The sequence below is a fragment of the Enterococcus sp. JM9B genome (assembly GCF_009933265.1).
Lineage (GTDB): Bacteria > Bacillota > Bacilli > Lactobacillales > Enterococcaceae > Enterococcus_C > Enterococcus_C songbeiensis.
Window position 1 is genome coordinate 31,090 of sequence record NZ_MAEK01000032.1, and the last position, 25,515, is coordinate 56,604.

The window sequence follows — 25,515 nt, forward strand, 5'->3', positions numbered from 1 at the left end:
AGAAAAATGTTAGTATCCTATAAATGGTTAAATGAATATCTTGACCTTTCTGCCGTTTCGCCACAAGAATTGGCAGATAAAATGTCTGTTACCGGTATTGAAGTTGAAGGTGTTACTCAACCGCAAACCGGTTTGAAAAAAATCGTTATCGGTGAGGTTAAGGAATGTAAACCACATCCTGATTCTGACCACCTATCTATTTGTCAAGTAGATATTGGTGAAGAAGAATTGTCTCAAATCGTTTGCGGTGCACCAAATGTGAAGGCGGGCATCAAAGTAATTGTTGCTTTACCGGGCTCACGGATTGCCGGCAATGTGAAAATTAAAAAGGGAAAAATGCGGGGAGAAGTTTCAAATGGAATGATCTGCTCTTTGCAGGAAATCGGTTATAGTGACAGCGTGATTCCAAAAGAATATTCGGAAGGCATCCAATATATGCCAGAAACTGCTGTCAATGGCGAACCAGTTTTTTCTTATCTTGATATGGATGACAGTATCATTGAACTTTCGATTACACCGAATCGTGCAGATGCATTAAGTATGCGAGGTGTTGCTTACGAGGTCGGAGCAATCTATAATCAAAAACCGCAATTCAAAGAAGAAACGTTAGTGGAATCAGAAGAAGCTGCAGCGGAGAAAATCCAAGTGACAGTTGAGGATACGACAGATGCGCCCGTCTATCAAATTCGCATCATTGAAAATGTTAAAATCGCACCAAGTCCTCAATGGTTGCAAAATCGGTTGATGAATGAAGGAATTCGTCCAATTAATAATGTGGTGGATGTGACCAACTATATTTTATTGTTGTTTGGTCAACCGTTGCATGCGTTTGATTATGACAAACTAGGTAGTAAAGAAATTCTTGTTCGTCGTGCTACTCCACAGGAAAAATTTGTTACTCTGGATGGAGAAACCAGAGAATTGACACCAGAAAACATTGTAATCACTAATGGAAAAGTTCCGGTTGCATTGGCTGGTGTAATGGGAGGATTGGACTCTGAAATTTCAGAAACGACAACAACCGTAGCGTTAGAATCTGCCTTATTTGATGGTGTTTCGATTCGTCGAACATCGAAGCAATTTAATTTACGCAGTGAATCTTCCGCACGTTTTGAAAAGGGCATCAACAAAGCAACGATTGGTGCAGCAAGTGATGCAGCAGCAGCCATGATCGCTGAATTAGCCGGAGGGAATGTACTAAAAGGACGTGTTAGCGGATCTGAAATCAAAGTAGAAGATCAAGTTGTCACGATTCGCTTAGAAAAAATCAATCGTTCATTAGGAACAAAACTGACAGTTGCTGAAGTCAATCATATTTTCGATGCGTTAGGTTTCCCTTTTGAAGAAAAAGAAGAAACTTACACAGTGACGATCCCACCTCGGCGATGGGATATTACGATTGAGGCGGATATCATTGAAGAAGTTGCCAGAATCTATGGATATGATCGTTTGCCTTCGACTTTACCAAGTGGCGAAACGGTTGCTGGTAGTTTGACAGCTGAGCAAGCAAAAACACGGAAGATTCGGACAGTCTTGGAAGGTTCCGGCGTTTCAGAAGCAATCAGCTATGCGTTAACAACAGAAGACAAATCTGCTTCTTTCATGATGCGTGAAAGCCAAATGACTCGTTTGGATTGGCCGATGAGTGAAGAACGATCTGTATTACGCCTGAATTTAATTAGTGGGTTGTTGGATGATGTTGCTTACAATGTTGCCCGTAAGAATACGCAAATTGCGTTGTACGAAATCGGTCGGGTCTTTTATCAAGAAGCAGATCCTAAGAAAAATCTACCGTTGGAAGAAACTCACGTAGCGTTGGCATTATCTGGGGATTGGCAAAGCAAAGATTGGCAAATGCCAGCAGAAAAAGTGGATTTCTTTACGATTAAAGGAATTTTGGAAAACTTGTTCCAGACACTTTCCATCAATGAGCGAATCACTTATCAAAAGACTGCTGAAATGCCGGAAATGCATCCGGGAAGAACAGCTGAGATTTTCTTAGGAGAAGATAAAATCGGTTTTGTTGGACAAGTCCATCCGAGTGTGGCGAAGCAATATGCTATTTCTGAAACCTATGTGGCAGAGTTGAACTTGGAAGCCTTGTTAGCGGCTGATGTGGCAAAAGTTATCTATCAAGCCGTTTCCAAATTCCCATCAGTAAGTCGGGATATCGCTTTGTTGGTCAAACAAGACGTTGCGAGTCAAACAATCGTTGAAGTTATTCGCACAGCTGCCGGAAAATATTTGAATTCGATTCAATTGTTCGATGTTTATCAAGGAAAAAATATTGAAGCAGGCTACCGCTCAATGGCTTACAGTCTGACATTTGGTAATCCAGACGCAACATTGACGGACGAAGAAATCAATCGGGCGATGGAAAAAGTAGTGGGCGCCTTAACAAGTGAAGTTGCAGCTGAAATTCGATAAAAAATAAATAATAGTTAAAAAAAATTCCGCTGACTATTTTAGCCGGCGGAATTTTTGATTTTTTAATTAAAGTATTCGATGCCCATTGCTCGTTTGACTTCTGATAGGGTTTGAGATGCAACTTTTTCAGCAGCCTGGCTACCTTCACGAAGGATCGCCATGACACCAGCAGGATCTTTTGCAAATTCTGCACGGCGGGCGCGGATCGGTGCTAATTCTTCTTCTAAAACATCAATCAGATAGCGTTTGATTTTAACATCCCCAAGTCCACCTTGGCGGTAATGATTCTTCAACTCTTCAATATAGGCCTTGTCTTTGCCGAAAACATCAAGATAGGTAAAGACCATATTGCCTTCCACCTGACCAGGATCTTCCACATGGATGTGATTTGGGTCCGTATACATACTCATCACTTTTTTCTGTACAACTTCTGCAGGGTCAGCTAAATAAATCCCATTACCCAAAGATTTACTCATTTTGCCGTTGCCGTCGATTCCTGGTAAGCGACCCATTCCTTTGGGGGGCAAAACAGCTTTTGGTTCAACTAAAACTTCTCTATAGGTGGAGTTGAAACTGTGGACGATTTCTTGAGTTTGTTCCAACATAGGTTTTTGATCTTCACCAACAGGAACCAATGTAGCCTTAAAGGCGGTGATGTCAGCTGCCTGTGACACAGGATAGATGAAGAAACCAGTTGGAACGCCTTCACCAAATTGTTTTTGCTCGATTTCTGCTTTGACGGTCGGATTACGTCGCACACGACCAACACTGACGAGATTTAAATAATACATCGTCAATTCTGCTAATTGAGGAATTTGCGATTGGATAAACAATGTGGTACGGGCAGGATCTAACCCGACGGAAAGATAATCAAGAGCTACTTCCAAGACATTTGAAGAAACTTTTTCAGGATTTTTCGCATTGTCTGTTAAAGCTTGCATGTCTGCAATCATAACAAATAGTTGGTTTTCAGGATCATTTTGCATTTCTACTCGTTTTTTTAGAGAGCCGACATAATGACCTAAATGGAGTTTTCCCGTTGGACGATCTCCAGTCAGAATAATATTTTTCAAGTGAGTTCCACCTTTTCTAAAAATCTATAAATCTACAACTCTCATCTTACCTTTTTTCTCAAGATGAAACAACTCCCATAAATGGAAGATTTCTCATTTAGCAGAAGTCAAAAGCGTATTTTATTACATAGCAATGTCATGAAAAACAAAAATAATTGATTTATTTGAAAAAATTTCAACAAAAACTTTACAAATTAAAAAATAGTAGACTATAATGTTACTTAATCTTAAAAAATATTTAATGTAATTCTAAGTATAGAGAAAGGTGGCGAAATATCCATGATCGAATTTAAACAAGTCGAAAAGTATTATGGGAAGTTTCATGCACTAAAAAATATCAATTTAACTTTTGAAAAAGGAGAGGTAGTTGTTGTTATCGGACCATCCGGATCAGGGAAAAGTACGATGCTGCGCTGTATCAACGGCCTTGAAACCATCACTTCCGGAGAATTGTTAATCAATAAAAAAAATCTCCACAGCAAGGATGTGAAGCTGACGGAGATCCGTAAAAATATTGGAATGGTCTTCCAGCACTTTAACTTATACCCAAATAAAACAGTGTTAGAAAATATCACGTTGGCGCCTATCAAAGTGTTAAAGAAAAAAGAAGCAGAAGCTATTGATTTAGCGGAAAAATTATTAAATCGAGTTGGGATGTTGGATAAAAAAGATTCCTATCCATCGATGCTTTCAGGGGGACAACAGCAGCGGGTTGCAATCGCGCGAGGATTGGCGATGAACCCAGAAGTACTTTTATTTGATGAGCCCACCTCTGCCCTTGATCCGGAAATGATTGGTGATGTACTAAATGTTATGAAAAAAATAGCCCATGATGGAATGACCATGGTAGTAGTGACCCACGAAATGGGCTTTGCCAAAGAAGTAGCGGATCGGGTAGTTTTTATGGCTGACGGAGAAGTCGTTGAAGAAAGTCGAAATGTCGCAGAATTTTTTGACCATCCAAAAACTGATCGGGCACAGCAATTCATCAGTAAAGTCATTGATCATTAGGAGGACGCTTTATGAAAAAAAGAATAAGAACGATTTTGGCTCTCCTTTTGGTTTTGGTCAGCTTAAGTGCCTGCCGTGGGAAGAGCGTTGCAGAGCAAGATATTGCAAAAACGAGTATTGAAAAAAATCAAATCGTATGGGGCGTAAAATATGACACTCGACTTTTTGGGTTAATGGATATCGCAACAGGCGAGGTTCGTGGTTTTGATATCGATATTGCGCGAAAAATCACGGAAAAACTTTTAGGTCGTGACGGGAATGCAATTTTTGTAGAAGTGACATCGAAAACGCGGATTCCTTTATTAAAAAATGGCAATATCGATGCCATCGTCGCAACTATGACGATTTCAGAAGAACGAAAAAAACAAGTTGATTTTTCAGACGTCTATTTTGATGCTGGACAATCCCTTTTAGTGAAAAAAGGTGGCTCAATTAAAAGTGTCGATGACCTAAGTGCTGAAAATACTGTATTGGCAGTAAAAGGTTCCACCTCTGCAGCGAACATTCGCGAGCATGCACCTGATGCGAAAATTTTAGAATTGGAAAATTATTCTGAGGCGTTCACCGCTTTGCAATCCGGTCAAGGGGATGTCATGACCACAGATAACGCAATTTTATTGGGAATGGCTTCAGCAAATAATGAGTACGAGCTTGTCGGAGGAACCTTTACAGAAGAGCCGTATGGCATTGCGATTAATAAAGGACAGGAGAATTTTTTAAACGAGGTCAATCAAGCATTGAAAGAAATGCATGAAGACGGTAGTTACGATGAGATTTTCCAAAAATGGTTCCCTGATGCGGAAACTGGAAAGGTGGCGGAATAATTATGCTTACACTTTTTAATGAATATTCTGGTATGTTTCTGGAAGGGTTTAAGTTCACCATTTACTCCAGTCTGATTGCACTATTTTTTAGTTTGTTGATTGGGACAATGATGGCGATTCTTCAATTAGCTAAAAGTAAAATCATCCGTGGTTTAGCAAGAGCATACGTTGAATTTTTCAGAAATATTCCCTTGTTGATTATTGCCATGTTTTTCTTTGTTGTCTTACCGATGTACGGCGCAAATATTGATGGGTTCCAAGCTGGGACGATTGGACTAGTCATTTATACTTCAGCATTTATTGCAGAAACCGTTCGTTCAGGAATCCAGACCGTTCCCAAAGGACAAATGGAGGCGGGGCTCTCTTCAGGCTTTACCTACGCACAAACAATGCGATATATTATTTTGCCTCAAGCGTTCAAAATCGTGGTTCCACCATTAGGCAATCAATTCATCAATTTAGTAAAAAATTCTTCGGTTTTGGCGATGGTCGCTGGATTAGATTTGATGTATCAAGGAGATTTGATTGCCGGAGAGACTTTTAATACGTTTGATACGTATATTATCGTAGGGATTTTCTATTTGACACTTACATTGCCATTGTCGTATTTGATGGTTTATCTAGAAAAACGCTGGGCAGTTCGCTCTTAGAAAGGGGAGAAGATAATGAATTTTTTTGATGCATTTTCATGGGTAAATCTGCGCTTTCTTTTTGAGGGACTGCGGGTAACGGTGGAAGTCTCACTGCTTTCTATCGTTTTTAGTTTTTTAATCGGTGGACTTGCTGGTGTGATTCGTTTTTCCAAAGTTCCATTTCTGTCACGGATCATCGGCATAATTATTGATGTGATTCGTAATTTACCGTTGCTGCTGATTATTTTCTTTACCTACTTTGCTTTACCGCAAATTGGGATTAGCTTTGACATTTTTTGGTCAGCAGTCGTAGCGCTGACAATTTTTGAATCAGCCATGTTGTCAGAAATTTTTCGTGCTGGCTTAAATGCCGTACCAAAAGGACAGATGGAGGCAGGTTTATCGACTGGATTAAGTTATCTTGAATCGATGAGGACAATTGTTTTACCACAGGCTTTTAAATCAATGATTCCAGCGATTCTCAGTCAGTTGATTTCTTTGATTAAAGATACTTCACTGGCAGTAATTATTTCATTGCCGGAGTTAACTCATAATGCTAAAATTATTTACGGTCAAAATGAACAATATGTTTTGCCGATGTTTTTGGCAATGACGATTGCCTACTTTGCTGTTTGTTATCTACTATCTTTGGTTTCCCGTTATTTGGAAACAAAGCAATACAACTATTAAAAGAACTGCGGAGAACGAATCGTTTTCCGCGGTTTCTTCTTTTCTTACAATTATTAAGGGATCTTAATGCTCTGACACAGAATTAAAAGCTAGACTTGAAAAAAAACAAAAAAAAGGAGAAAATAGGGACATTGGACTGATAAAAAAGATCCCTGAGTAAAGGAAGAAAAATATATGTCAAATGAACAACCTATCGGCTTTATCGATTCCGGTGTTGGAGGTTTAACGGTTGTTAAAGAAGCACTGAAACAATTGCCGAATGAATCGATCGTTTATCTTGGCGATACCGCTCGTTGTCCATATGGGCCACGTCCTGCAGAGCAAGTTGTTGAATTTACATGGCAGATGACTAATTTTCTGCTGGAAAAGAAAATCAAATTGTTAGTGATTGCCTGCAATACAGCTACAGCAGTTGCTTTAGAAGAAATTAAAGATCAGTTGCCGATTCCAGTAGTCGGGGTTATCTTACCCGGTTCACGAGCGGCAGTTAAATTCACCAAAAATCAACGAATCGGAGTGATTGGTACCCAAGGAACGATCAGAAGCGGTTCCTATGAACGGGCGATCCGTGCTAAAACACCAAGCAGCAAAGTCTTTAGTCTGGCGTGTCCAAAATTTGTTCCTATCGTTGAAAGCAATGAGTATCAGTCTTCTGTTGCAAAAAAAATTGTTGCAGAAACCTTACTACCGCTAAAAAATAAAAAAATTGATACTTTGGTGCTGGGGTGTACCCATTATCCGTTGTTGCGTCCACTTATTCAAAATGTGGTGGGCAATGTGCATTTGATTGATTCGGGGGCAGAAACTGTTGGGGAAGTCAGCATGCTGTTGGATTATTTTGGCATTGCAGCAGCGTCTAATAAGCCGCCGCAACGCACCTTTTACACCACAGGCTCGACAAAAATGTTTGATGAAATTGCCAATGACTGGCTAGAAATCAATGTCGAAGCACAACATATCGAATTAGGAGGAGCACATTAATGCGTCATGATGGTCGTAGCATTCAAGATATCCGTAAAATCACCATTGAAACAAATGTCTACAAATATCCAGAAGGGTCGGTTGTTATTTCTTTTGGTGATACAAAGGTGATTTGTTCCGCAACGGTTGAACAGTCCGTTCCGCCTTTTTTACGAGATAGCCACACCGGATGGGTTACAGCAGAATATAGCATGCTACCTCGTGCTACGGCTAGTCGAAATCGTCGAGAAAGCAGCAAGGGAAAAATTTCCGGTAGAACAATGGAAATTCAACGACTGATTGGTCGTTCCTTGCGGGCTGTTGTTGATTTGAAAAAATTAGGCGAGCGCAGTATCGTTGTTGATTGTGATGTCCTGCAGGCAGATGGCGGCACGCGAACTGCCAGTATCACTGGTGCGTTTGTTGCTTTGCGTTTGGCGGTCAACCAACTATTGCAAAAAAATATTTTGACGGAAGATCCCATTAAGGAACATTTGGCAGCAATCAGCGTGGGGATTTTACCAGACGGGGAAATTGTAACGGATCTGGATTATGAAGAAGATTTTTCAGCACTCGTTGATATGAATCTGGTAATGACCGAGTCCGGACGTTTTGTTGAGATTCAGGGAACTGGAGAAGAAGCGACCTTCGACGGAGAACAATTAAATAGTATGCTCTTTTTTGGCAAAACAGCCATCGAGTCATTAATTGCTTTTCAAAAAGAAGCATTACTAGAAGAGGTAGCGTCAACAGATGATCAAACAATTGTTATTGCCACGAGAAATCCCGGAAAAGCCAAAGAATTTCATGCCCTTTTTGGCGCATCAGGGTATCAAGTGAAAACTTTGCTTGATTTTCCTGAATTACCTGATGTTGCTGAAACTGGAAAAACCTTTGAAGAAAATGCCCGTCTAAAGGCAGAAACGATTGCCCAGATTTTAAAACGGCCAGTTTTAGCTGATGATTCAGGTTTGAAGGTGGATGCGTTACATGGGATGCCGGGAATTTATTCTGCTCGGTTTGCCGGTGAACGAAAAAGCGATGCGGCAAACAACGCAAAATTATTACATGAATTAACCGGTGTGCCGGATGAGAAACGTACCGCACAATTTCACTGCACCTTGGTTTTTGCTGCGCCCAACAAAGAAAGCTTAGTGGTTGAAGCCGAATGGCCGGGACGAATTGCTCGAATCCCTCGAGGAGAAAATGGCTTTGGCTATGATCCGCTTTTTATCGTTGATGGACTGGAAAAGCATGCGGCAGAATTACCTGCGGCAGAAAAGAACAAGCTTAGTCACCGAGGACAGGCATTGCAAAAATTGCAAGCTGTCTGGCTGGATTGGTTGGAAGGAGACGGATAGTGTGAAGTATTTAGTCGTGAGTGATAGTCATAGTGATCGGGAGATTTTAGTTGATATTTTAGAAAAAAATCAAGATTCTGTCGATTATTTTTTTCACTGTGGGGATTCTGAGCTGAGCAGTGCAGACCCTCTGTTTGAAACCTACACTGTAGTTGGGGGGAATTGCGATTTTGATGCTGGATTTTTGGATCGCCAATTGGTACAAACGCCCTTGGATCGCATTTACATGACCCATGGACATTTATCTAATGTTCGTTTTGGTTTGACGCAGATTTCATTGGAAGCACAGCAAGCAGATGCGAACATCGTTTTGTTCGGGCACACACATCAAATCGGCTGCGAGTTGGTACAGCATCGCTTGTATCTTAATCCCGGCAGCATTTCTCAACCTCGAGGATCCATTCAGGTTCACAGCTATGCTATTATTACCAGTGAGGAAAAGGGGTATCAAATTCAATACTATGATCGAAGTCATCAACCAGTCAAGGAGCTGGCGTTTGAATTTGCTCGTTGAAAGTAAATAAAAATTGTCTAATTTTTTATAAAAAGAAAGCGATTCATCTGCTTTCTTTTGTTTTTTTAGGTACAATGAAGAGGTAGCTAGAAGCAGAAATGGAGGCAACTTGATGATAGGGCAAACGGTAAAAGAGTTGTTGCTGGAAAAACAAGATACGTTTGTAGTCCCTGCAGATAATGTCGCAAACTTAATGTATGCAAATCCTTTAGACCATGCGTTATTGGTTTTGTCAAAAGTCGGTTATTCAAAAATTCCCGTTTTGGATAAAGAAGATCACTTTGTTGGCTTGATCGGTTTGAATGATATCGTGGGTAAGATGATTGATTTGACCAAAATCGATACCGATAATCTCTCGGGTATGACAGTAGCAGATGTTATGGAAGTAAATGTGACTTGTATAAGGGAAGATAGTCCACTAGAAGACATTTTGCACTTGTTGGTAGATAATTCTTTTCTACCGATGGTGGATGATGAAAATCGTTTTGTGGGAATCATTACGCGAAAAGAAATTTTAAAATCGGTTAATCATTTGGCGCATGAAATCGAGCGCAGATATGAATTAGTACCGAAAGTAGCCAAAGAATCAGAAGGCTTAAAGGTTATTTGAGAGAAAAACGTTCAACTGTTTAAATAGTTGAGCGTTTTTATATGGAAAAAACTAGGTAAACGGGGGGAATATGGAGAAGATTTTTCATGATGCATTCGGAGTATATGGCGTAATTTTTGAAAAAAACAGACTTCTTTTAATTAAGAAGAAAGGCGGACCCTATACGAATCGGTATGATTTACCGGGAGGAAGTTTAGAAACAGGGGAAAGTTTATCAGCAACGCTGCAACGAGAAATAAAAGAAGAAACTGGAATAATAGCGACGAAGTGGCAGCAATTAGGAACAAGCAGTATTATTTTGCCTTGGCACTATCAAAATGCAACCATGAACCGGCATATCTGTGTGTTTTATCAAGTTTCAGAATATATTGGTGATGTTCAACAGGAAGTTACTGATTTTATGGGACAGGATTCCTTGGGAGCTGCGTGGGTTCCTTTGTCCTTGATTACCAACGAAAATGCTTCACCAATTGTGTGGTTAGCAAAAGAGTATTGTTTAAAAAAGAAAAATCCTTTTTCAGAAATTTATCTAGATAAATGGCAAGTACAAGAAAAACCACAATTTTAAATTATAAATAAAAAATCTGAAGGATACCTATCAAAAAGGTTATTCTTCAGATTTTCCATTTTATACAGAAGTTTTTTTACGCCAAACCAGCTATTGGATCATTGGGAATCGTAAAACCAGCCTCAGTCAAAGCGTCTACTGAAGCCGCCAAAAAGTCTTCCTTGATAGAAGCTTGCTTACCGTTTAATACGTACATCGTTGTACGTATCGCATAATTACTGTTACCCAAATCAACCAGTCCGAAAATTGTTGGTGGAGTTTGAATGTCACCTTCATGTGCTTCTCGTATTTTTTGGTTGGTTGTCTCAATAATACCACGAATCTGAGCAATGCCTTCACTAGGCAAAATACGGACATCAACAACTACCTGCATATTGGCGCGGGAAGTATTACTAATGGTGGTAATATTACGGTTGGGAACAAAGTGAACAGTTCCGTCTAACGATTTCATCTGTAATGTTCGAATTCCTACCGAAGTCACGGTTCCTTCAATGGAAAGATTTGCCAATCGAATGTAATCACCAACATCAATTTGTTGTTCCATGATAATGAAAAAACCGGTGATGATATCATTCATAAATCCCTGTGCACCAAGACCAATTGCCAAACCAGCAATCCCGGCACCGGCTAACAAGGAGCCGACTGGGATACCGATCGTCGATAGCAAAGAGTAGATAAAAAAGAAGCCCAGTGTGTAGTGTACGACGTTTTGGATCAAAGTATGTAACGTGTGGACCCGACTTTCGTTCATATTGTTTCGTTTTTTATAGGAATGGTAACTGCGGTCGACTAAAAAATCACCTAGCCGAAACAGCAGCCCAAAAAGAATCAATAATAGAAGTAGTGTCAATCCTTTTTGGATCAAAATACCAACGATTGCTTCCCAATCAATATTGTTCCACCAGCGTTGCAGTGCATTAAGTTGTTCTGCAGCAGGTTCGGTTAATTTTGAACCTGTTGAATCCGTTGTTTCAGCAACAGCTAAAAACATAAAAAAATCTCTCCCTAGCATACAAAGTTAGGTCTATTGTAACAATTTTCGCAAAAAAAGCCTACCTTGAAAAGGCAGACTTTAGGAATTTCTAGCAATTAAAAATTAAGAAAGGTGGACCCCTTTATCGACAAAAATCACTTCACCGATAATTCCACTGGACAGTGGGCTGATTAAAAAGGCACAAGCATTGCCAACTTCTTCAATGGTAACACCCACATGATCTGGTGTACGATCCTCTGATAATTGGATTAGTTTTTGATAATCTTTCACACCAGTCACGGCCAAAGTCTTGATAGCACCGGCGGAAACTCCGTTGACGCGAATTCCTTTAGGAGATAATTCTGCGGCTAAATAGCGAACAGAGGCTTCTAACGCTGCTTTAGCAATTCCCATCATGTTGTAATTTGGCACAGCTCGCTGTGCACCAAGATAGGAAAGGGTGACAATACCGCTGTTTTCTGCCAAAATCGGTTGGGCATAGCGGGTGACCGCAATCAGAGAATAGGCACTGATATCTTGTGCCAACTGATAGCCTTCGCGAGAAATTGCTGTCACTTCTCCAGACAAATCATCTTTGTTGGCATAAGCTACTGCATGGACCACACCATGAATTTCTCCCGCATACTCTTTGATTGTTTCAAATGCCTGTTGGATACTTTCATCACTGGCAACATCACATTCCACAACAAAATCGTTGGCATCAATCAGTTTTTGTAACGGTTTTTTCATCCGTTCATTTTGATACGTATAGATTACTTCAGCTCCTTGTTGGCGAAGTGCTTGGGCACAACCCCAGGCGATGCTGCGTTTATTTGCCACACCCATTACGACAATTTTTTTTCCACTTAAAAAACTCATGTTTCCACTCCTTATTCATGTTTGTATTAAATTTTCTGAATAGAAAATTTAGTCAGATTTTCATACCGCATACCATTCCACTAAACGTCTTGGAGAAAGTGGAACTGGCATCCTTATTCATGTTTGTATTAAATTTTCTGAACAGAAAGTTTAGTCAGATATTCATGCCGCATACCATTCCACTAGACGTCTTGGAGAAAGTGGAACTGGCATCCTTATTCCTATCTTTAGTAAACTTCACGACGGATAGTATTGTTTAAAATGACTCTCTGGTTTTTAACCTTGCTTTATTATTAGCTAATATGTTTTGATTGTCAAACTAATTTTTTCTAATTAAATACTAATTTGCCATATTTATTTGAATATGTTACTTTGATTATCAAAGTAATTAACTTTAAAATTGTAAGGAGACGACCAATGAAAAAAGCCTTAACAGAAGTTGAAGTAATGGAATTGATTCCGAATCGCTATCCGATTTTTTATATTGACTATGTGGACGAACTGGAGCCTGGAAAAAAAATCATTGCAACGAAAAATGTTACGATGAATGAAGATTTTTTCCAAGGTCATTTTCCTGGAAATCCTGTGATGCCAGGTGCCTTGATTTTAGAAACATTGGCGCAGGCAGGGTCCATTCTTATTTTAAAAACGGAAGAATTTCTAGGCAGAACGGCTTACATCGGTGGAATCAACAAAGCAAAATTCCGACGAAAAGTGACACCGGGGGATGTTCTGAAATTAATGTTTGAAATTACGAAAATCAAAGGAAGCGTTGGCACAGCACAGGCAATAGCAACAGTAGAAGGAGAAAAGGCTGCTGAATGTGAGTTTACATTTATTGTCGGTGATCAGAAATAAAAAAGAACTTTTCGCTTTTTTACCGGCGAAAAGTTCTTTTTTGCATCTGTTGAAAATTTATTTTGCTTCTTGCAGAATTTTGATGGATTCGATTTTAACCGGTTTTTTTGGAGTGGAATCTTCTCCCTGACTATTTGCTTCGCCGGTAGTTTCAGCTTTGGCAATTTTATCAACGACGTCCATTCCTTCGATGACTTGACCAAACACGGTGTATTGACCGTCTAGACTTGGTGCACCGCCTTCTTTATATGTTTCGATAATTTTCTCCGGCGTAAATTGTTTTGCTAAATTACCGGACATATCGTCATGGTTTTGGACAATAAAAAATTGACTTCCGATGCTGTTAGGTTGGCTTGACTGTGCCATGGATAGAGCGCCACGAATATTGTATAACTGGTTGGAAATCTCAGGCCCGAATCCTTCGCCCCAAATACTTTCGCCACCAGAACCGTCGCCTTTTGGATCACCGCCTTGAATCATAAAATCTTCAACCACTCGGTGGAAAGTCAATCCATCATAGTAACCATCTTTGGCATGAGTTACAAAATTTTCAACGGCTTTTGGTGCTTGTTCTGGAAAAAGTTTGATTTTGATTGAACCGTCAGTCGTGACCATTTCAATCAAATCTTCATTTTCTGCCACTTCTGTACTTAGTTGTGGAAGTTCTACTTTACTTAAGTCAACGGAGGATTCCGTTGTTTGTTCTGAACTACTGCTTGTTGTTTGTTGATTGCCGCAGGCGCCTAAGAAAAAAGTTGCTACGATCGAACCAAAAATAAGCCATTTTTTTGTTTTCATTTGTTTTTCCTTTCTCATTTGTATTCTAGATAAGGATAACAAATATCTAAAAGACTGACTAGTCTTTCTAAAAAAAATCAGTAAAAGGAAAGGTGTAGACCAAATTAAAGCAGAATGATATAATGAAAGTGCATTCAAAAAAAGCAGTAAATACTAGGAGGAAACACAATGGGAAAATTAGGTATTTCGATTTATCCAGAACGTTCAACGTTTGAAAAGGACAAAGCATATTTAGAGCTAGCGCATAAATATGGATTTAAACGGGTATTTACCAGTCTTTTGCAAATCAAAGACGACAAAGAAAAAGTATTAGCTGAATTCAAACGTGTAGTTGATTACGCAAACAGCTTGGATATGGAAGTCATGGTGGATATTAATCCAGCTTTGTTTGAACAATTAGATATTTCCTATGACGATTTATCCTTCTTTAAAGATCTCGGTGCTGACGGGGTACGATTGGACGTTGGGTTTACTGGAGCAGAAGAAGCTCGGATGACTCGAAATCCTTATGGCATCAAAATCGAGATCAATATGAGTAGCGGAACAAATTATGTAGATAACATTATGAGCTACTCACCAAATACGGATCATTTACTGGGTTCACATAATTTTTATCCTCATCGTTATTCTGGCTTGAGCTATGATCATTTTGTTTATTGCTCAGAAAAATTCCGTAAATATAATTTGAACACCATGGCGTTTGTCAACTCTCATGACGCAACCTTTGGACCATGGCCAACACAAGACGGCCTTTGTTCCTTGGAAGACCATCGCGAACTAGAAATCGCAACTCAAGTAAAACATTTAATGCTGACCGGCTTGATCGATGATATCACGATTGGAAATGCCTACGCGTCAGAACGAGAATTACAAGCGATGGCAGAAGCCTTCACTTCACCATACCCAACATTGAAAGTCGATGTGGCAGAAGATATTTTAGAAAATGAACGGATTTGTTTGTTCGACAACCTACACAGCTACCGTGGGGATCGTTCCGAATATATCCTACGTTCAACAATGACTCGGGTATATTACAAAGACAAAGAATTTCCGCCTCATAACACAAAAGATATGACTCGTGGCGATGTGTTGATTGATAATGTAGAATTTGGTCAATACAAAGGGGAAACACAAATTGCGTTGAAGGACATGAAAAATGACGGTCGCGTAAACGTTGTCGGACGAATTGCTGATGACGAATTATTCTTGCTGAATTTCATTAAACCTTGGTCTAACTTTAAACTGATTGAAAACAAATAAAAAAACTCGCTTGCAAGTCAGATCCGACTGCAAGCGAGTTTTTTGTCGATACTTGGATTAAAAATTAAAGATTAGCAAATTTTTCCAACAAACGAATCATTTGGCAAGTGAAGCCATATTCATTGTCGTACCAAGCAACCGTTTTGACCAATTGGAAATCTCCGGCTGAAGTTACTTCTGTTTGAGTTGGATCAAAGATTGAACCTTCTGTCGTTCCAATAACATCAGTAGAAACGATTTGACGATCATCGTAACCAAAGGAAGGATTGTCCACCGTATGTTTCTTGATTGCTTCGTTTACTTCCTCTGCAGTCACCTTAGTTTTCAAAATTGAAACGAGCTCCGTCAAGGAACCATCAACAACAGGAACCCGTTGTGCATGTCCTTGCAGTTTTCCGTTCAATTCTGGAATAACTAAACCAATTGCTTTAGCTGCACCAGTAGAATGAGGAATGGTATTATCCGCAGCTGAACGTGCCGCCCGTAAATTTCCTCCACGAACAGGACCATCCAACAACATTTGGGTTGATGTATAAGCATGAACCGTTGTCATTGTTCCAACTTCAATACCAAATTCATTATTTAAGAAATAAGCCATTGGTGCTAGACAGTTTGTGGTACAAGAACCTGCTGAGATAATGGTATCATCTGAGGTCAAGGTATCATCGTTGACATTGTAAACGATCGTCTTCATTTGTCCGGCAGGAGCTGAAATAACCACGCGTTTTACGCCGGCATCTAAATGGGCCTGTGCTTTTTCTTTCGATGTATAGAAACCAGTACATTCCAATACGATATCGACGCCATTATCTTTTGCCCAAGGGATCTTACTTGCATCAGGTTCGGCATAGACACGGGTTTCTTCACCATCGACCACAATCGAATTATCTGTTGCCGTAACAGTTCCTGGATAGGTTCCGTGAGTTGAATCAAACTGTAGGAGCTGAGCTAACATCACTGGACTTGTTAAATCATTGATTGCAACAACTTCAATATCATCTGAAACTTCTTTGATTCGACGAAAGGCAAGACGTCCAATTCGTCCGAAACCGTTAATACCAACTTTTACTGTCATAAAATTTCCTCCCTGGTGCATGATTTATTTTTTATAAAACCTTCCATTTTGAAAAGGCTTTATTCTATTAATATCATGACTGCAACCAGCTTTTTTGTCAAAGAATTCGTCTTTTGTGAGAAAAAAGAAAGCAAAAAATAATTGAAACTTTTCAACGGCTATTGGACACTAATGGGGTGTAAAGGAGGGATAATGCAGTGCCGAAAATGACAGAAAAACAATTAGAATTAGCAAAGTTAGCGGTTAAAGGAAACAAAACTGCTTACGAGGAATTGTTGATTCAAGAATATGACTATATTTATCGAACAGCATTTCTTTATCTACACTCACAAGAAGATGCTCTGGATGCCGTTCAGGAAGCGACTTTCCAGGGAATGCGAACTATACGCAAGTTGGTACAACCCGAATATTTTTATACATGGTTTACCAGAATTCTGATTCGCACTTCCGGGAAAATTTTGACCAAACGTGGAAATACTCAGCAAATACCGCTTGAAGAGGTTGTGGTACCCATTGAAGATTTCAGTGGTTCTTCCGAAACAAGCATGGATCTTACGAAAGCAATGAAAAAAATCAATCAAAATTATCGAGAAGTGTTGCAATTATTTTATTATCAGGATTTTTCTATTAAAGAGATCAGCCGCTTATTAAAAATACCAGAAGGAACCGTGAAAACCTATCTGGCTCGTGGTCGTCAACAACTTCAACAGTTTTTAGGAGGAAATTATTATGAATGAAAAAAAGATAATAAAAGAAATGGTCGAACAAATTCCAGTACCACGTCAAAAAATAATCGATGCGATTCATAGTGGAACAAAACGAAGTCCATTTTATAGTAAGAGGAAACGCGGTCAAATCCGCTTATCAATTGGCTTAATTGCAGCATTCGCACTCTTTTTTGCCAGTGGTTTCATCAACCCCACTATTGGACGCGCGTTCGCTCAACTTCCGTGGATTGGTCATTTTTATGCGCGAAATGGAGATTCTCTTGGTGAGATGATGCTAGAGGAGGGGAAAACACAGGCCTTAAATCTGACTGAAACAAAAAATGGCATAAACGTCACAGTGAATGATGCGTATTATGAGGGGGATATTCTCTCATTTACTGGAACCGTTACGGGAGATATTCCCAATTTAAATAAGGAAAATGAACTTTCTTTGGAAATCGCCGAACAAAAAATAGCAGTAAGTGAAGGAACAGCGTTTGAAGAAATAAAGAATGGGTATAAGTTTCAAATCCATCAAAGATTGTCCTCAGAGCAAATTCCCGATGCTTCCACATTTTTATTAGAGATTACAACCATTAATGGTGTTAAAGGGCCGTGGACTTTCTCTATTCCTCTGAAACAATCAAAAGGGGAAAAAATTGACGTAGATAAAACGCTCGATTTTGGGGTTGATGGACTCAAGTATCAACTTGTTTCACTTAACCCGTCTGAAAAAATCAGCACATTGGATGTTCAAATCAATCAGTCAAAAACTGATGCGACGATTGAAGGAATGAAAATCCTCGATGAGGAGGGAAATGATCTTTTATTTTCTAAAAACAGCCAACTCCTTGATAATGGAAATCAACGTTTACAGTTAAAGGAACTTCCGAAAAAGAATACCAAGTATACATTTGAAGCTGTATATGAACAAAATGAGTACTCAAAATTAATCTCCCTGGAAGATAAACAAACACTCTTAACGTCTTCCTTTGATCCTTTGAGCTTCCAGTTGCTCAACAGCAAAGTAGAAAATGGCAAGGCAGTCATTACCTATCAAGTAAAACATGCACCAAAAAAATCAGCGTTTGTCCATAACCTTGGGTATTGTCTACGTATCTCAACGAAAGACTATCATGCTATTTCGGATAATAATACTGATGCATCTGATAATGCTAGTCAAACAAGTAGTCAGGTGAAAGTGATTGATGGGGAAAAAGGAATCTATCAAAATACGTTTGATTTAACTGAGAAAGAGCAACTAACCACTGCCGCCTTGAATGAATTATATTTTAGCGTGAAGTTTGATGAAGGAATCACAGAAACTCAGACAGTAAAAGCATCTGTCATTTTTTATCAATAAAAAGAGAAAAACTTCCTAAAGTTCTTCCAACTTTCCTAGTCAATTCGTTGATTCTATGGTACATTGAATCGGCGCATGCGAAATTGTTTCTGAAAAACAATAAGTAGACGATAGCGGTTGTTTTCCGCTATAATAAATAGGAATTGAAGTGAGGAGGACAAGAAAATGTCCATGTTTTTAGATCAAGTGACCATTGACGTAAAAGCCGGAAAAGGCGGTGACGGCATGGTGGCATTTAGAAGAGAGAAATATGTTCCAGACGGCGGACCGGCCGGTGGGGATGGCGGGCACGGCGGCGATATTATTTTAGTCGTTGACGAAGGCTTACGGACGTTGATGGATTTTCGTTACAATCGTCATTTTAAAGCATTATCTGGCGAAAACGGTATGAGTAAAGGAATGCACGGTAGAGGAGCAGAAGATACCTTTGTTAAGGTGCCACCTGGTACAACAGTTCGTGATGCTGAAACTGGTGCATTACTGGGTGATTTGGTTGATGAGGGTCAGACATTAGTCATCGCAAAAGGTGGTCGAGGCGGCCGAGGAAATACCCGGTTTGCTTCACCCAAAAATCCTGCACCTGAATTAGCAGAAAATGGTGAACCCGGACAAGAACGAAAACTTGAATTAGAGTTAAAAGTTTTGGCGGATGTTGGTTTGGTTGGATTCCCTTCTGTTGGAAAATCTACCTTATTATCAGTTATTTCATCTGCCCGTCCTAAAATCGGTGCCTATCATTTTACTACCTTGGTGCCAAACCTTGGTATGGTAACTTCTTCTGATGGACGGAGTTATGCCGTAGCTGATTTACCAGGATTGATTGAAGGAGCGTCTCAAGGCGTAGGATTAGGGACTCAATTTTTGCGGCACATCGAACGGACACGTGTTATTTTGCATGTAATCGATATGAGTGGCATGGAAGGTCGAGATCCCTACGAAGACTATCTGGCAATCAACAAAGAATTAGCTTCACATAATTTGCGTTTGATGGAACGTCCGCAAATTATCGTGGCAAATAAAATGGATATGCCGGAATCTGAAGAAAACCTGAAGAAGTTTAAGGAACAGATTGCAAAAGAAAAAACCGATGAATATGCAGACGATCTGCCCATTTTTCCAATCTCCAGTGTGACCCGCAAAGGAATCGATGCTTTACTAAATGCTACGGCTGATTTATTAGAAGTAACGCCAGAGTTTCCTCTTTATGAAGAAGAACTGGAAGAAGATGCAGTACATTATGATTTTACTGCAGAAGGTCCTGAATTTGAAATCGATCGTGAACCTGATGCTTCATGGACGCTTTCTGGTGAGAAAATCGAAAAACTATTCCAGATGACGAATTTCGACCATGATGAGACGGTGATGCGCTTTGCCCGCCAATTGCGAGGATTAGGTGTGGATGAAGCCTTACGTGCCCGTGGAGCAAAAGATGGCGATATTGTTCGGATTGGTAATTTTGAATTTGAATTTGTTGAATAAGAAATTTGCAAAAAGAGTGGACGAGTTAAAATAGCGAAAACCAGTTTATGAGCAATCATGAACTGGTTTTTTAAGTGCTTTCTTTTCCCATTCTTGCAAATTACTGGTAAAATTTAAGAGAATAAAATAACGGAGGACTGAGAATATGACAAAAAGAGTAATTGTTATGAACTTTGAAGTAACATCCCAAGCTTATCAAGCATTTTCTGAAATTAAGAAATTGGCGGCTCAAGGAGCTGTCAAAGGGGAACAAATGGCTGTTGTCACTCATTCGGTAGGGGATCATAAATTTTCTATCGATGATTTTCTAGATTTTACAGGTAGCAATAAAACTTCCAAAGGCGGCCTGATCGGCATGTTGGTGGGGATTCTTGGCGGACCGTTGGGCGTTCTTCTTGGCTGGTTTGGAGGGAGTATGATTGGGGCCACTCAAGATGCTAAAGAAATCAAAGATGCCCAAAATGTTTTTGAATTTGTTATCAATCAAATCAGCGAAGGACAAACAGGGTTGATTTTGATTGCAGACGAAGAAGACAATCGTCCCATCAATCAGGTGATCATTAACGAATTAGGCGGTGGCATCACGCGCTTGGAATTAGAAGATGTGGAAGAAGAGGTCAGAAAAGCCCGGGAAGTTGAAAAAAATACGCAGGAAAATGCCAAGAAAGATTGGCAGTCAAAGCATGAAGAAAATTCAGCTACAGCCGAAATCAACTCAAATAAAAAGCAAGAAAAAGAGAACTGAAAATGATATACTAGTCCCTAGTGGTGAGAATATTCACCTAAACATCAAGTGAATTAGTAGAAAGATGGAAAAAAATGGAACTAGAATTTTTAGGAACTGGCGCCGGTGTTCCGGCAAAGCATCGAAATGTCAGCAGTATTGCTTTTAAACTTTTAGACGAACGGAATGCCGTTTGGCTTTTTGACTGTGGTGAAGGAACGCAAATGCAAATTTTGCGGACGAATATTCGCCCAAGAAAAATCGAAAAAATTTTTATCACCCATCTTCATGGGGATCATATCTTTGGATTGCCAGGACTGATCAGTAGCCGTTCATTTCAAGGGGGCAATGAAGCCCTTGAAATTTATGGCCCTAAAGGTGTTAAAAATTTTATCCAAACTGCGTTGAAAACTTCCCAAACTCGTTTGAGCTACCCAATAAAATATATTGAGATTGAAAATGAAGGTCTACTTTTCAAAGACCAGCAATTTCAGGTCTATTGCCACAAATTAGAGCATGGAATTACCAGCTATGGTTTTCGAATCGTTGAAGCTGACCATGATGGTGAATTGCAGGTTGCTGCGTTGCAAGAGCTAGGAATTGCACCAGGACCAATTTATGGACAATTAAAAAAAGGCATGACAGTGACTTTACCTGATGGACGAAAAATCAGTGGCAAGGATTTCGTTGGAACTGCGAAAAAAGGGCGAATCGTAACGATTTTAGGAGATACCCGAAAAACGCAAAATGCAGTGGCACTTGCACAAAATGCAGATGTGCTGGTTCACGAAAGCACCTTTAATAAAAATGAAGCACAGATGGCAAAGGCTTATTTTCATTCTACAACGCATCAAGCAGCGGAAGTAGCAAAGAATGCACAAGTCAAGCTGTTGTTGTTGACCCATATCAGTGCGCGTTATTTAGGCAAAGATGTGTTGGGCTTAGAAGCTGAAGCACAGGAAATTTTTCCGAATACAAAAATTGTGAAGGATTTTGATGTGATTGAAATTCCTTTTTGTGAGAAATAAGGAAGGAGCGATACAATGGATTTAGAAGATAAAATCGTTTTAGTTACCGGCAGCTCTGCCGGACTAGGAGAACAAATTTGTTATGAAGCAGCAAGAAAAGGCGCTATTGTAATCACTTGCGCCCGTCGAATCAATTTGATTGGTAAAGTCAAAGACAACTGTAGCGAATTAAGCGGGAAACCCGCCTATGCTTTTCAGCTTGATGTCAGCAATCCTGAAAGTATCGAGAGCTTTTTAGAAAAAGTTGCTGAAATCGGAACAGTAGATGTCTTGGTTAATAACGCTGGCTTTGGTTTTTTTGATAACTTTGCCGATTTTGATCTAGAACAGGCGAGAAATATGTTCGAAGTCAATGTGTTAGGGATGATGTTTTTGACACAAAAGATCCTTTTAGAAATGTTGAAAGAAAAGAAGGGGCATATTATCAATATCGCCTCGATGGCTGGAAAAATGGCAACGCCCAAATCCGCGGTTTATTCAGCAACGAAATATGCAGTGTTGGGATTCTCTAACGCTTTGCGTCTGGAGTTGAAACCTTCTAATATTCATGTAACAACTGTTAATCCTGGACCAATTCGAACTGAATTTTTTGACAAAGCAGATCCTTCAGGGGATTATCTTGCGACGGTCGATGCCTTTGTTTTAGATCCTCAAAAATTAGCGGCAACAATTGTCCGTAGCATGGAAAGACCAGTACGAGAAATCAATCGGCCTCGCATCATGGAAGTGGCAGCTCGATTTTATACGTTGTTCCCGACCATTGGTGATTATTTAGCAGGCGGGATTTTTAACCAAAAGTGAGGGAAATAGATGAAAAATCAATGGCGGGCAATTTTAGGCTTTGTTTTGGTTTTGATCGTTGTTTTGTTTGCCGTATTTAATACAATGCCGGTGGCAATTAATTTTGGCTTTGGAAAAATCGAGGCACCGTTAATTTTGGTGATTCTTGGTTCGACGATTTTAGGTGCGATAATTCTTTTTCTTACTTCCACCAGTACGCTATGGCAACAACGAAAAACCATCAAAGAATTAAGCAAACAATTAACGGATTACCAAGAAAATTTTCAAGAAAAAGTACAGGCAGAAGTAGCAAAAGAAAAGCGAATCTGGCAAAATCAGCAAATGGATGCTACAGAAGCAGTTCCTGAAAAAGCGATTGATGAGCCTGAGGAATAAACAAACAGATTATAAGAAAATAATTCGAACAATAGATAGAAGAAGTTCCAAAACGTCGGACTTTTAGGACGAGTACGGATTGGAGCGAAGAATTCGCTATTGTTCGTTTTTTTGTTTTCAGCCTCTTTTTTGAGTATTCAATTTATTATAAAGAAGGAAAAAATATCTGTCTTCTTTTCATTTAAGAAAAGCTTTGCTATAATTATTTGGTTGGGAGTGATTACGTGAGAAACTCAAACTATCAATGGAATTTGCCTGTTGAGCAAGAGGTTTCGACAGCGTTTAAAGAAGAATTAGATAAGTATGATTTAAGTCCCTTGATTGGTGATATATTGTGGAATCGAGGAATTCAGACCCCCGAAAAATTAGCAGGATTTTTACAGCCATCTATTCAGGACCTTTATGATCCTTTTTTACTTTATGAAATGGAGAAGGCTGTAGAACGGATTCAAGATGCAATTGTCAACGGGGAACGAATTTTAGTTTATGGGGACTATGATGCGGATGGCATCACTAGTACAACGATTATGAAGGAAACATTGGAGCTCTTAGGCGCTGATGTAGCCTACTATTTGCCGAATCGCTTTACAGATGGCTATGGTCCAAATTTAGCAGTGTATCAGCAACAGATTGACGCCGGTGTGCAGCTGATTGTTACAGTTGATAACGGGGTTTCTGGACATGAGGCGATTGCTTATGCCAATTCGCAAAATGTAGATGTAATTGTCACAGACCATCACGAATTGCCACAAGAACTGCCAAACGCTTTTGCAATCATTCATCCACGTCATCCTAATGGTGCGTATCCTTTCAAAGATTTAGCCGGTGTTGGAGTGGCCTTTAAAGTTGCAACGGCATTACTGGATGAAGTACCACTGGAATTTTTGGATTTAGCAGCAATTGGAACGATTGCTGACATGGTATCCTTGACAGATGAAAATCGTGCGTTGGTTTCTTTAGGTTTACAAGCAATGAAAGAGTCCGAGCGGCTTGGTTTACGAGAATTGTTGACAGTCAGTGGAGTAAAATCTTCAGAAATAACTGAAACCACGGTTGGTTTTTCAATTGGTCCCCGATTAAATGCGATTGGTCGTTTAGGAGATGCCAATCCGGCAGTACAACTGCTTTCGACCTTTGATGAGGATGAAGCTAAGCAGCTCGCAAAAAATCTTGACGACATTAACGAACAACGAAAAGGACTTGTAGAAACTATTACGCAAGAAGCGTTACAGTTGGTTGATTCTCAAAACGAGGTCCATGTAATTGCCCATTCTGGTTGGCATGAAGGGGTATTAGGAATTGTCGCAGGGAAAATACTTAAAAAAACCGGACGACCAACAATTATTCTAACCATCAAAGAGAATGGACAAGCCAAAGGATCAGGTCGCAGCAGTGATGCCTTGAATTTATTTCAGATGCTGGATGGCATGCGGGAAATGTTTGTTAATTTTGGCGGTCACCACGCCGCTGTCGGTTTGACTTTGGCATCGGAGAACCTTGCTCCTTTGCAAGAAAAAATCAATCAATACATTCGGCAAAAAGAAATTGATCTTTCGAAGGGAAGTTCTCTGATAATTGATGATCGACTGACATTAGCTGATGTCTCTCTCAAATTTATCGATACCTTGAATCGCTTGGCACCTTTTGGAACAGATAACCCCATTCCGCGATTTTTATTTCAAGATGTACACGCTCAAAATAAAAAAGCAATTGGGACAGCCGGTGATCATCTGAAAATGACGTTGACCTTTGATGAACAGCCGGGTTTAGATGTTATCGGTTTCGGTTTTGGAAAACAAATTCAAGAGTTTCAAGAAACATTCGATGCTGTAGGGCAGTTGTCGATCAATCAATGGAACGGCAACCGCAAGCCTCAGTTGATGTTAGAAGATTTTGCCAGTAACGGGTTGCAATTATTTGATTACCGGGCGAAAAAAACACAGCATCAACTAAGTGATACCACAAAATCATTATGTATCCATTTTGGTAAAAAAATTCCCGAACCATTAAATTCTTATCTCAGTGGAGAAAAATATCATTTCACAGAGCTAACAGATTTTCAGCTCAAAATTCGTGGTATCGAATATCAACAGTTAGTCATCATTGATTGTCCGACCGATGCGGACACTATCAAAGAAATCATACAGCTTAGTGAAATCAAACGCGTTCTCTTTATCTGTTCCGCTCAAGATGAAGCCTATCTTGACGGTATTGGAACGCGAGAACAATATGCTCGACTTTTTAAATTTATCAATACACAGGAACAAGTAGATGTACGTTATAAGTTGCCGGCAGTAGCAGATTATTTAAAAATCCCCGAAAAATTATTAATTTTCATGATTCAGGTGTTTTTTGATTTAGAATTTGTTACAATAAACGACGGCGTTTTGAAAAAAACGATGACCCCAGAGAAAAAAGATCTTGCGATAAGCAAGGTGTATCAGAAACGATTGAAAAAAATAAAAACAGAAGAATTTCTGCTGCTGAGTGATTTAACAACATTGAAGGCTTGGCTGACAGCGTAG

At 39.6% G+C, this 25,515-nt stretch carries 25 protein-coding genes; 20 read left to right on the forward strand and 5 right to left on the reverse strand.

What is annotated here, in order from left to right; translation table 11 throughout:
* The first annotated feature begins 6 nt into the window (after window positions 1-6).
* Window positions 7-2,427: a phenylalanine--tRNA ligase subunit beta gene (gene pheT, locus BAU16_RS10535; protein ID WP_137605154.1), complete on the forward strand. Its 2,421-nt coding sequence runs from the start codon at window positions 7-9 to the stop codon at window positions 2,425-2,427.
* Between the two features lie 62 nt (window positions 2,428-2,489).
* On the opposite strand, the gene trpS is transcribed toward pheT, so the two are convergent.
* Complete coding sequence (gene trpS, locus BAU16_RS10540; RefSeq protein WP_137605155.1) at window positions 2,490-3,500, reverse strand: tryptophan--tRNA ligase; 1,011 nt, start codon at window positions 3,498-3,500, stop codon at window positions 2,490-2,492.
* A gap of 273 nt (window positions 3,501-3,773) precedes the next feature.
* On the opposite strand from trpS, the gene BAU16_RS10545 reads away from it, so the two are divergent.
* The 9 genes from BAU16_RS10545 (at window position 3,774) to BAU16_RS10585 (ending at window position 10,670) form a co-directional block, all read left to right on the forward strand.
* Window positions 3,774-4,511, forward strand: a complete 738-nt coding sequence (locus BAU16_RS10545; RefSeq protein WP_048605172.1) for an amino acid ABC transporter ATP-binding protein — start codon at window positions 3,774-3,776, stop codon at window positions 4,509-4,511.
* An 11-nt stretch (window positions 4,512-4,522) separates the two neighbouring features.
* Entirely contained in the window at window positions 4,523-5,335 is an 813-nt protein-coding gene (locus BAU16_RS10550; RefSeq protein ID WP_137605156.1) for a transporter substrate-binding domain-containing protein, read from the forward strand.
* Between the two features lie 2 nt (window positions 5,336-5,337).
* On the forward strand, window positions 5,338-5,985 hold the full coding sequence (locus BAU16_RS10555) for an amino acid ABC transporter permease (RefSeq protein WP_137605157.1): 648 nt from the start codon (window positions 5,338-5,340) through the stop codon (window positions 5,983-5,985).
* A 15-nt stretch (window positions 5,986-6,000) separates the two neighbouring features.
* Window positions 6,001-6,657, forward strand: coding sequence for an amino acid ABC transporter permease (locus BAU16_RS10560; RefSeq protein WP_048605175.1), 657 nt, complete (start codon window positions 6,001-6,003; stop codon window positions 6,655-6,657).
* A 174-nt stretch (window positions 6,658-6,831) separates the two neighbouring features.
* Complete coding sequence (racE, locus tag BAU16_RS10565; RefSeq protein WP_137605158.1) at window positions 6,832-7,638, forward strand: glutamate racemase; 807 nt, start codon at window positions 6,832-6,834, stop codon at window positions 7,636-7,638.
* A complete protein-coding gene (gene rph, locus BAU16_RS10570) occupies window positions 7,638-8,978 on the forward strand; it encodes a ribonuclease PH (RefSeq protein ID WP_137605159.1) in 1,341 nt (446 codons plus the stop codon). Before racE ends, rph begins: the two co-directional genes overlap by 1 nt.
* A gap of 1 nt (window position 8,979) precedes the next feature.
* Window positions 8,980-9,492, forward strand: coding sequence for a metallophosphoesterase (locus tag BAU16_RS10575; protein ID WP_137605160.1), 513 nt, complete (start codon window positions 8,980-8,982; stop codon window positions 9,490-9,492).
* 112 nt (window positions 9,493-9,604) lie between these two features.
* On the forward strand, window positions 9,605-10,102 hold the full coding sequence (gene cbpB, locus BAU16_RS10580) for a cyclic-di-AMP-binding protein CbpB (protein WP_137605161.1): 498 nt from the start codon (window positions 9,605-9,607) through the stop codon (window positions 10,100-10,102).
* A gap of 70 nt (window positions 10,103-10,172) precedes the next feature.
* Window positions 10,173-10,670 (forward strand): NUDIX hydrolase, encoded by a 498-nt coding sequence (locus BAU16_RS10585; protein ID WP_137605162.1) that lies wholly within the window; start codon window positions 10,173-10,175, stop codon window positions 10,668-10,670.
* A 76-nt stretch (window positions 10,671-10,746) separates the two neighbouring features.
* On the opposite strand, the gene BAU16_RS10590 is transcribed toward BAU16_RS10585, so the two are convergent.
* Both BAU16_RS10590 and fabI read right to left on the reverse strand, forming a co-directional pair.
* The gene (locus BAU16_RS10590; RefSeq protein WP_137605163.1) at window positions 10,747-11,661 is read right to left on the reverse strand and encodes a mechanosensitive ion channel family protein; all 915 of its coding nucleotides are present in this window, start codon (window positions 11,659-11,661) and stop codon (window positions 10,747-10,749) included.
* 105 nt (window positions 11,662-11,766) lie between these two features.
* Window positions 11,767-12,522: an enoyl-ACP reductase FabI gene (fabI, locus tag BAU16_RS10595; RefSeq protein ID WP_161527036.1), complete on the reverse strand. Its 756-nt coding sequence runs from the start codon at window positions 12,520-12,522 to the stop codon at window positions 11,767-11,769.
* 417 nt (window positions 12,523-12,939) lie between these two features.
* Between fabI and fabZ the strand changes: the two genes are divergently transcribed.
* The gene (gene fabZ, locus BAU16_RS10600) at window positions 12,940-13,380 is read left to right on the forward strand and encodes a 3-hydroxyacyl-ACP dehydratase FabZ (RefSeq protein WP_048605184.1); all 441 of its coding nucleotides are present in this window, start codon (window positions 12,940-12,942) and stop codon (window positions 13,378-13,380) included.
* 57 nt (window positions 13,381-13,437) lie between these two features.
* Here fabZ and BAU16_RS10605 read toward each other — a convergent pair whose 3' ends face one another.
* The gene (locus BAU16_RS10605) at window positions 13,438-14,178 is read right to left on the reverse strand and encodes a peptidylprolyl isomerase (protein WP_161527037.1); all 741 of its coding nucleotides are present in this window, start codon (window positions 14,176-14,178) and stop codon (window positions 13,438-13,440) included.
* 168 nt (window positions 14,179-14,346) lie between these two features.
* Between BAU16_RS10605 and BAU16_RS10610 the strand changes: the two genes are divergently transcribed.
* Complete coding sequence (locus tag BAU16_RS10610; protein WP_161527038.1) at window positions 14,347-15,438, forward strand: DUF871 domain-containing protein; 1,092 nt, start codon at window positions 14,347-14,349, stop codon at window positions 15,436-15,438.
* A gap of 64 nt (window positions 15,439-15,502) precedes the next feature.
* Here the strand turns inward: BAU16_RS10610 and gap are convergent, their stop codons facing one another.
* Window positions 15,503-16,513 carry a type I glyceraldehyde-3-phosphate dehydrogenase gene (gap, locus tag BAU16_RS10615; RefSeq protein ID WP_048605187.1) on the reverse strand — a complete coding sequence of 337 codons (1,011 nt, stop codon included), beginning with the start codon at window positions 16,511-16,513 and terminating at the stop codon, window positions 15,503-15,505.
* A 206-nt stretch (window positions 16,514-16,719) separates the two neighbouring features.
* Here gap and BAU16_RS10620 point away from each other — a divergent pair, with 206 nt between their 5' ends.
* The 8 genes from BAU16_RS10620 (at window position 16,720) to recJ (ending at window position 25,515) form a co-directional block, all read left to right on the forward strand.
* A complete protein-coding gene (locus BAU16_RS10620; protein WP_237579239.1) occupies window positions 16,720-17,250 on the forward strand; it encodes a sigma-70 family RNA polymerase sigma factor in 531 nt (176 codons plus the stop codon).
* Entirely contained in the window at window positions 17,243-18,583 is a 1,341-nt protein-coding gene (locus BAU16_RS10625) for a DUF4179 domain-containing protein (RefSeq protein ID WP_161527040.1), read from the forward strand. Before BAU16_RS10620 ends, BAU16_RS10625 begins: the two co-directional genes overlap by 8 nt.
* A 165-nt stretch (window positions 18,584-18,748) precedes the next feature.
* Window positions 18,749-20,062: a GTPase ObgE gene (gene obgE, locus BAU16_RS10630; RefSeq protein ID WP_161527041.1), complete on the forward strand. Its 1,314-nt coding sequence runs from the start codon at window positions 18,749-18,751 to the stop codon at window positions 20,060-20,062.
* A 145-nt stretch (window positions 20,063-20,207) separates the two neighbouring features.
* On the forward strand, window positions 20,208-20,807 hold the full coding sequence (locus BAU16_RS10635; protein WP_048605190.1) for a DUF1269 domain-containing protein: 600 nt from the start codon (window positions 20,208-20,210) through the stop codon (window positions 20,805-20,807).
* A gap of 74 nt (window positions 20,808-20,881) precedes the next feature.
* On the forward strand, window positions 20,882-21,814 hold the full coding sequence (rnz, locus tag BAU16_RS10640; RefSeq protein WP_161527042.1) for a ribonuclease Z: 933 nt from the start codon (window positions 20,882-20,884) through the stop codon (window positions 21,812-21,814).
* A 15-nt stretch (window positions 21,815-21,829) separates the two neighbouring features.
* A complete protein-coding gene (locus BAU16_RS10645) occupies window positions 21,830-22,615 on the forward strand; it encodes an SDR family NAD(P)-dependent oxidoreductase (protein ID WP_137605169.1) in 786 nt (261 codons plus the stop codon).
* A 9-nt stretch (window positions 22,616-22,624) separates the two neighbouring features.
* Window positions 22,625-22,990: a LapA family protein gene (locus BAU16_RS10650; protein WP_161527043.1), complete on the forward strand. Its 366-nt coding sequence runs from the start codon at window positions 22,625-22,627 to the stop codon at window positions 22,988-22,990.
* A gap of 224 nt (window positions 22,991-23,214) precedes the next feature.
* The gene (gene recJ / locus BAU16_RS10655; protein ID WP_161527044.1) at window positions 23,215-25,515 is read left to right on the forward strand and encodes a single-stranded-DNA-specific exonuclease RecJ; all 2,301 of its coding nucleotides are present in this window, start codon (window positions 23,215-23,217) and stop codon (window positions 25,513-25,515) included.

Excerpts from the sequence above, each read along its gene's own strand:
- pheT (WP_137605154.1), top strand. The coding sequence starts at position 7 with ATGTTAGTATCCTATAAATGGTTAAATGAATATCTTGACCTTTCTGCC.
- BAU16_RS10550 (WP_137605156.1), top strand. The coding sequence starts at position 4,523 with ATGAAAAAAAGAATAAGAACGATTTTGGCTCTCCTTTTGGTTTTGGTC.
- BAU16_RS10555 (WP_137605157.1), top strand. The coding sequence starts at position 5,338 with ATGCTTACACTTTTTAATGAATATTCTGGTATGTTTCTGGAAGGGTTT.
- BAU16_RS10560 (WP_048605175.1), top strand. The coding sequence starts at position 6,001 with ATGAATTTTTTTGATGCATTTTCATGGGTAAATCTGCGCTTTCTTTTT.
- racE (WP_137605158.1), top strand. The coding sequence starts at position 6,832 with ATGTCAAATGAACAACCTATCGGCTTTATCGATTCCGGTGTTGGAGGT.
- rph (WP_137605159.1), top strand. The coding sequence starts at position 7,638 with ATGCGTCATGATGGTCGTAGCATTCAAGATATCCGTAAAATCACCATT.
- cbpB (WP_137605161.1), top strand. The coding sequence starts at position 9,605 with ATGATAGGGCAAACGGTAAAAGAGTTGTTGCTGGAAAAACAAGATACG.
- BAU16_RS10585 (WP_137605162.1), top strand. The coding sequence starts at position 10,173 with ATGGAGAAGATTTTTCATGATGCATTCGGAGTATATGGCGTAATTTTT.
- BAU16_RS10590 (WP_137605163.1), bottom strand. The coding sequence starts at position 11,661 with ATGTTTTTAGCTGTTGCTGAAACAACGGATTCAACAGGTTCAAAATTA.
- fabI (WP_161527036.1), bottom strand. The coding sequence starts at position 12,522 with ATGAGTTTTTTAAGTGGAAAAAAAATTGTCGTAATGGGTGTGGCAAAT.
- fabZ (WP_048605184.1), top strand. The coding sequence starts at position 12,940 with ATGAAAAAAGCCTTAACAGAAGTTGAAGTAATGGAATTGATTCCGAAT.
- BAU16_RS10605 (WP_161527037.1), bottom strand. The coding sequence starts at position 14,178 with ATGAAAACAAAAAAATGGCTTATTTTTGGTTCGATCGTAGCAACTTTT.
- BAU16_RS10610 (WP_161527038.1), top strand. The coding sequence starts at position 14,347 with ATGGGAAAATTAGGTATTTCGATTTATCCAGAACGTTCAACGTTTGAA.
- gap (WP_048605187.1), bottom strand. The coding sequence starts at position 16,513 with ATGACAGTAAAAGTTGGTATTAACGGTTTCGGACGAATTGGACGTCTT.
- BAU16_RS10620 (WP_237579239.1), top strand. The coding sequence starts at position 16,720 with ATGACAGAAAAACAATTAGAATTAGCAAAGTTAGCGGTTAAAGGAAAC.
- BAU16_RS10625 (WP_161527040.1), top strand. The coding sequence starts at position 17,243 with ATGAATGAAAAAAAGATAATAAAAGAAATGGTCGAACAAATTCCAGTA.
- obgE (WP_161527041.1), top strand. The coding sequence starts at position 18,749 with ATGTCCATGTTTTTAGATCAAGTGACCATTGACGTAAAAGCCGGAAAA.
- BAU16_RS10635 (WP_048605190.1), top strand. The coding sequence starts at position 20,208 with ATGACAAAAAGAGTAATTGTTATGAACTTTGAAGTAACATCCCAAGCT.
- rnz (WP_161527042.1), top strand. The coding sequence starts at position 20,882 with ATGGAACTAGAATTTTTAGGAACTGGCGCCGGTGTTCCGGCAAAGCAT.
- BAU16_RS10645 (WP_137605169.1), top strand. The coding sequence starts at position 21,830 with ATGGATTTAGAAGATAAAATCGTTTTAGTTACCGGCAGCTCTGCCGGA.
- BAU16_RS10650 (WP_161527043.1), top strand. The coding sequence starts at position 22,625 with ATGAAAAATCAATGGCGGGCAATTTTAGGCTTTGTTTTGGTTTTGATC.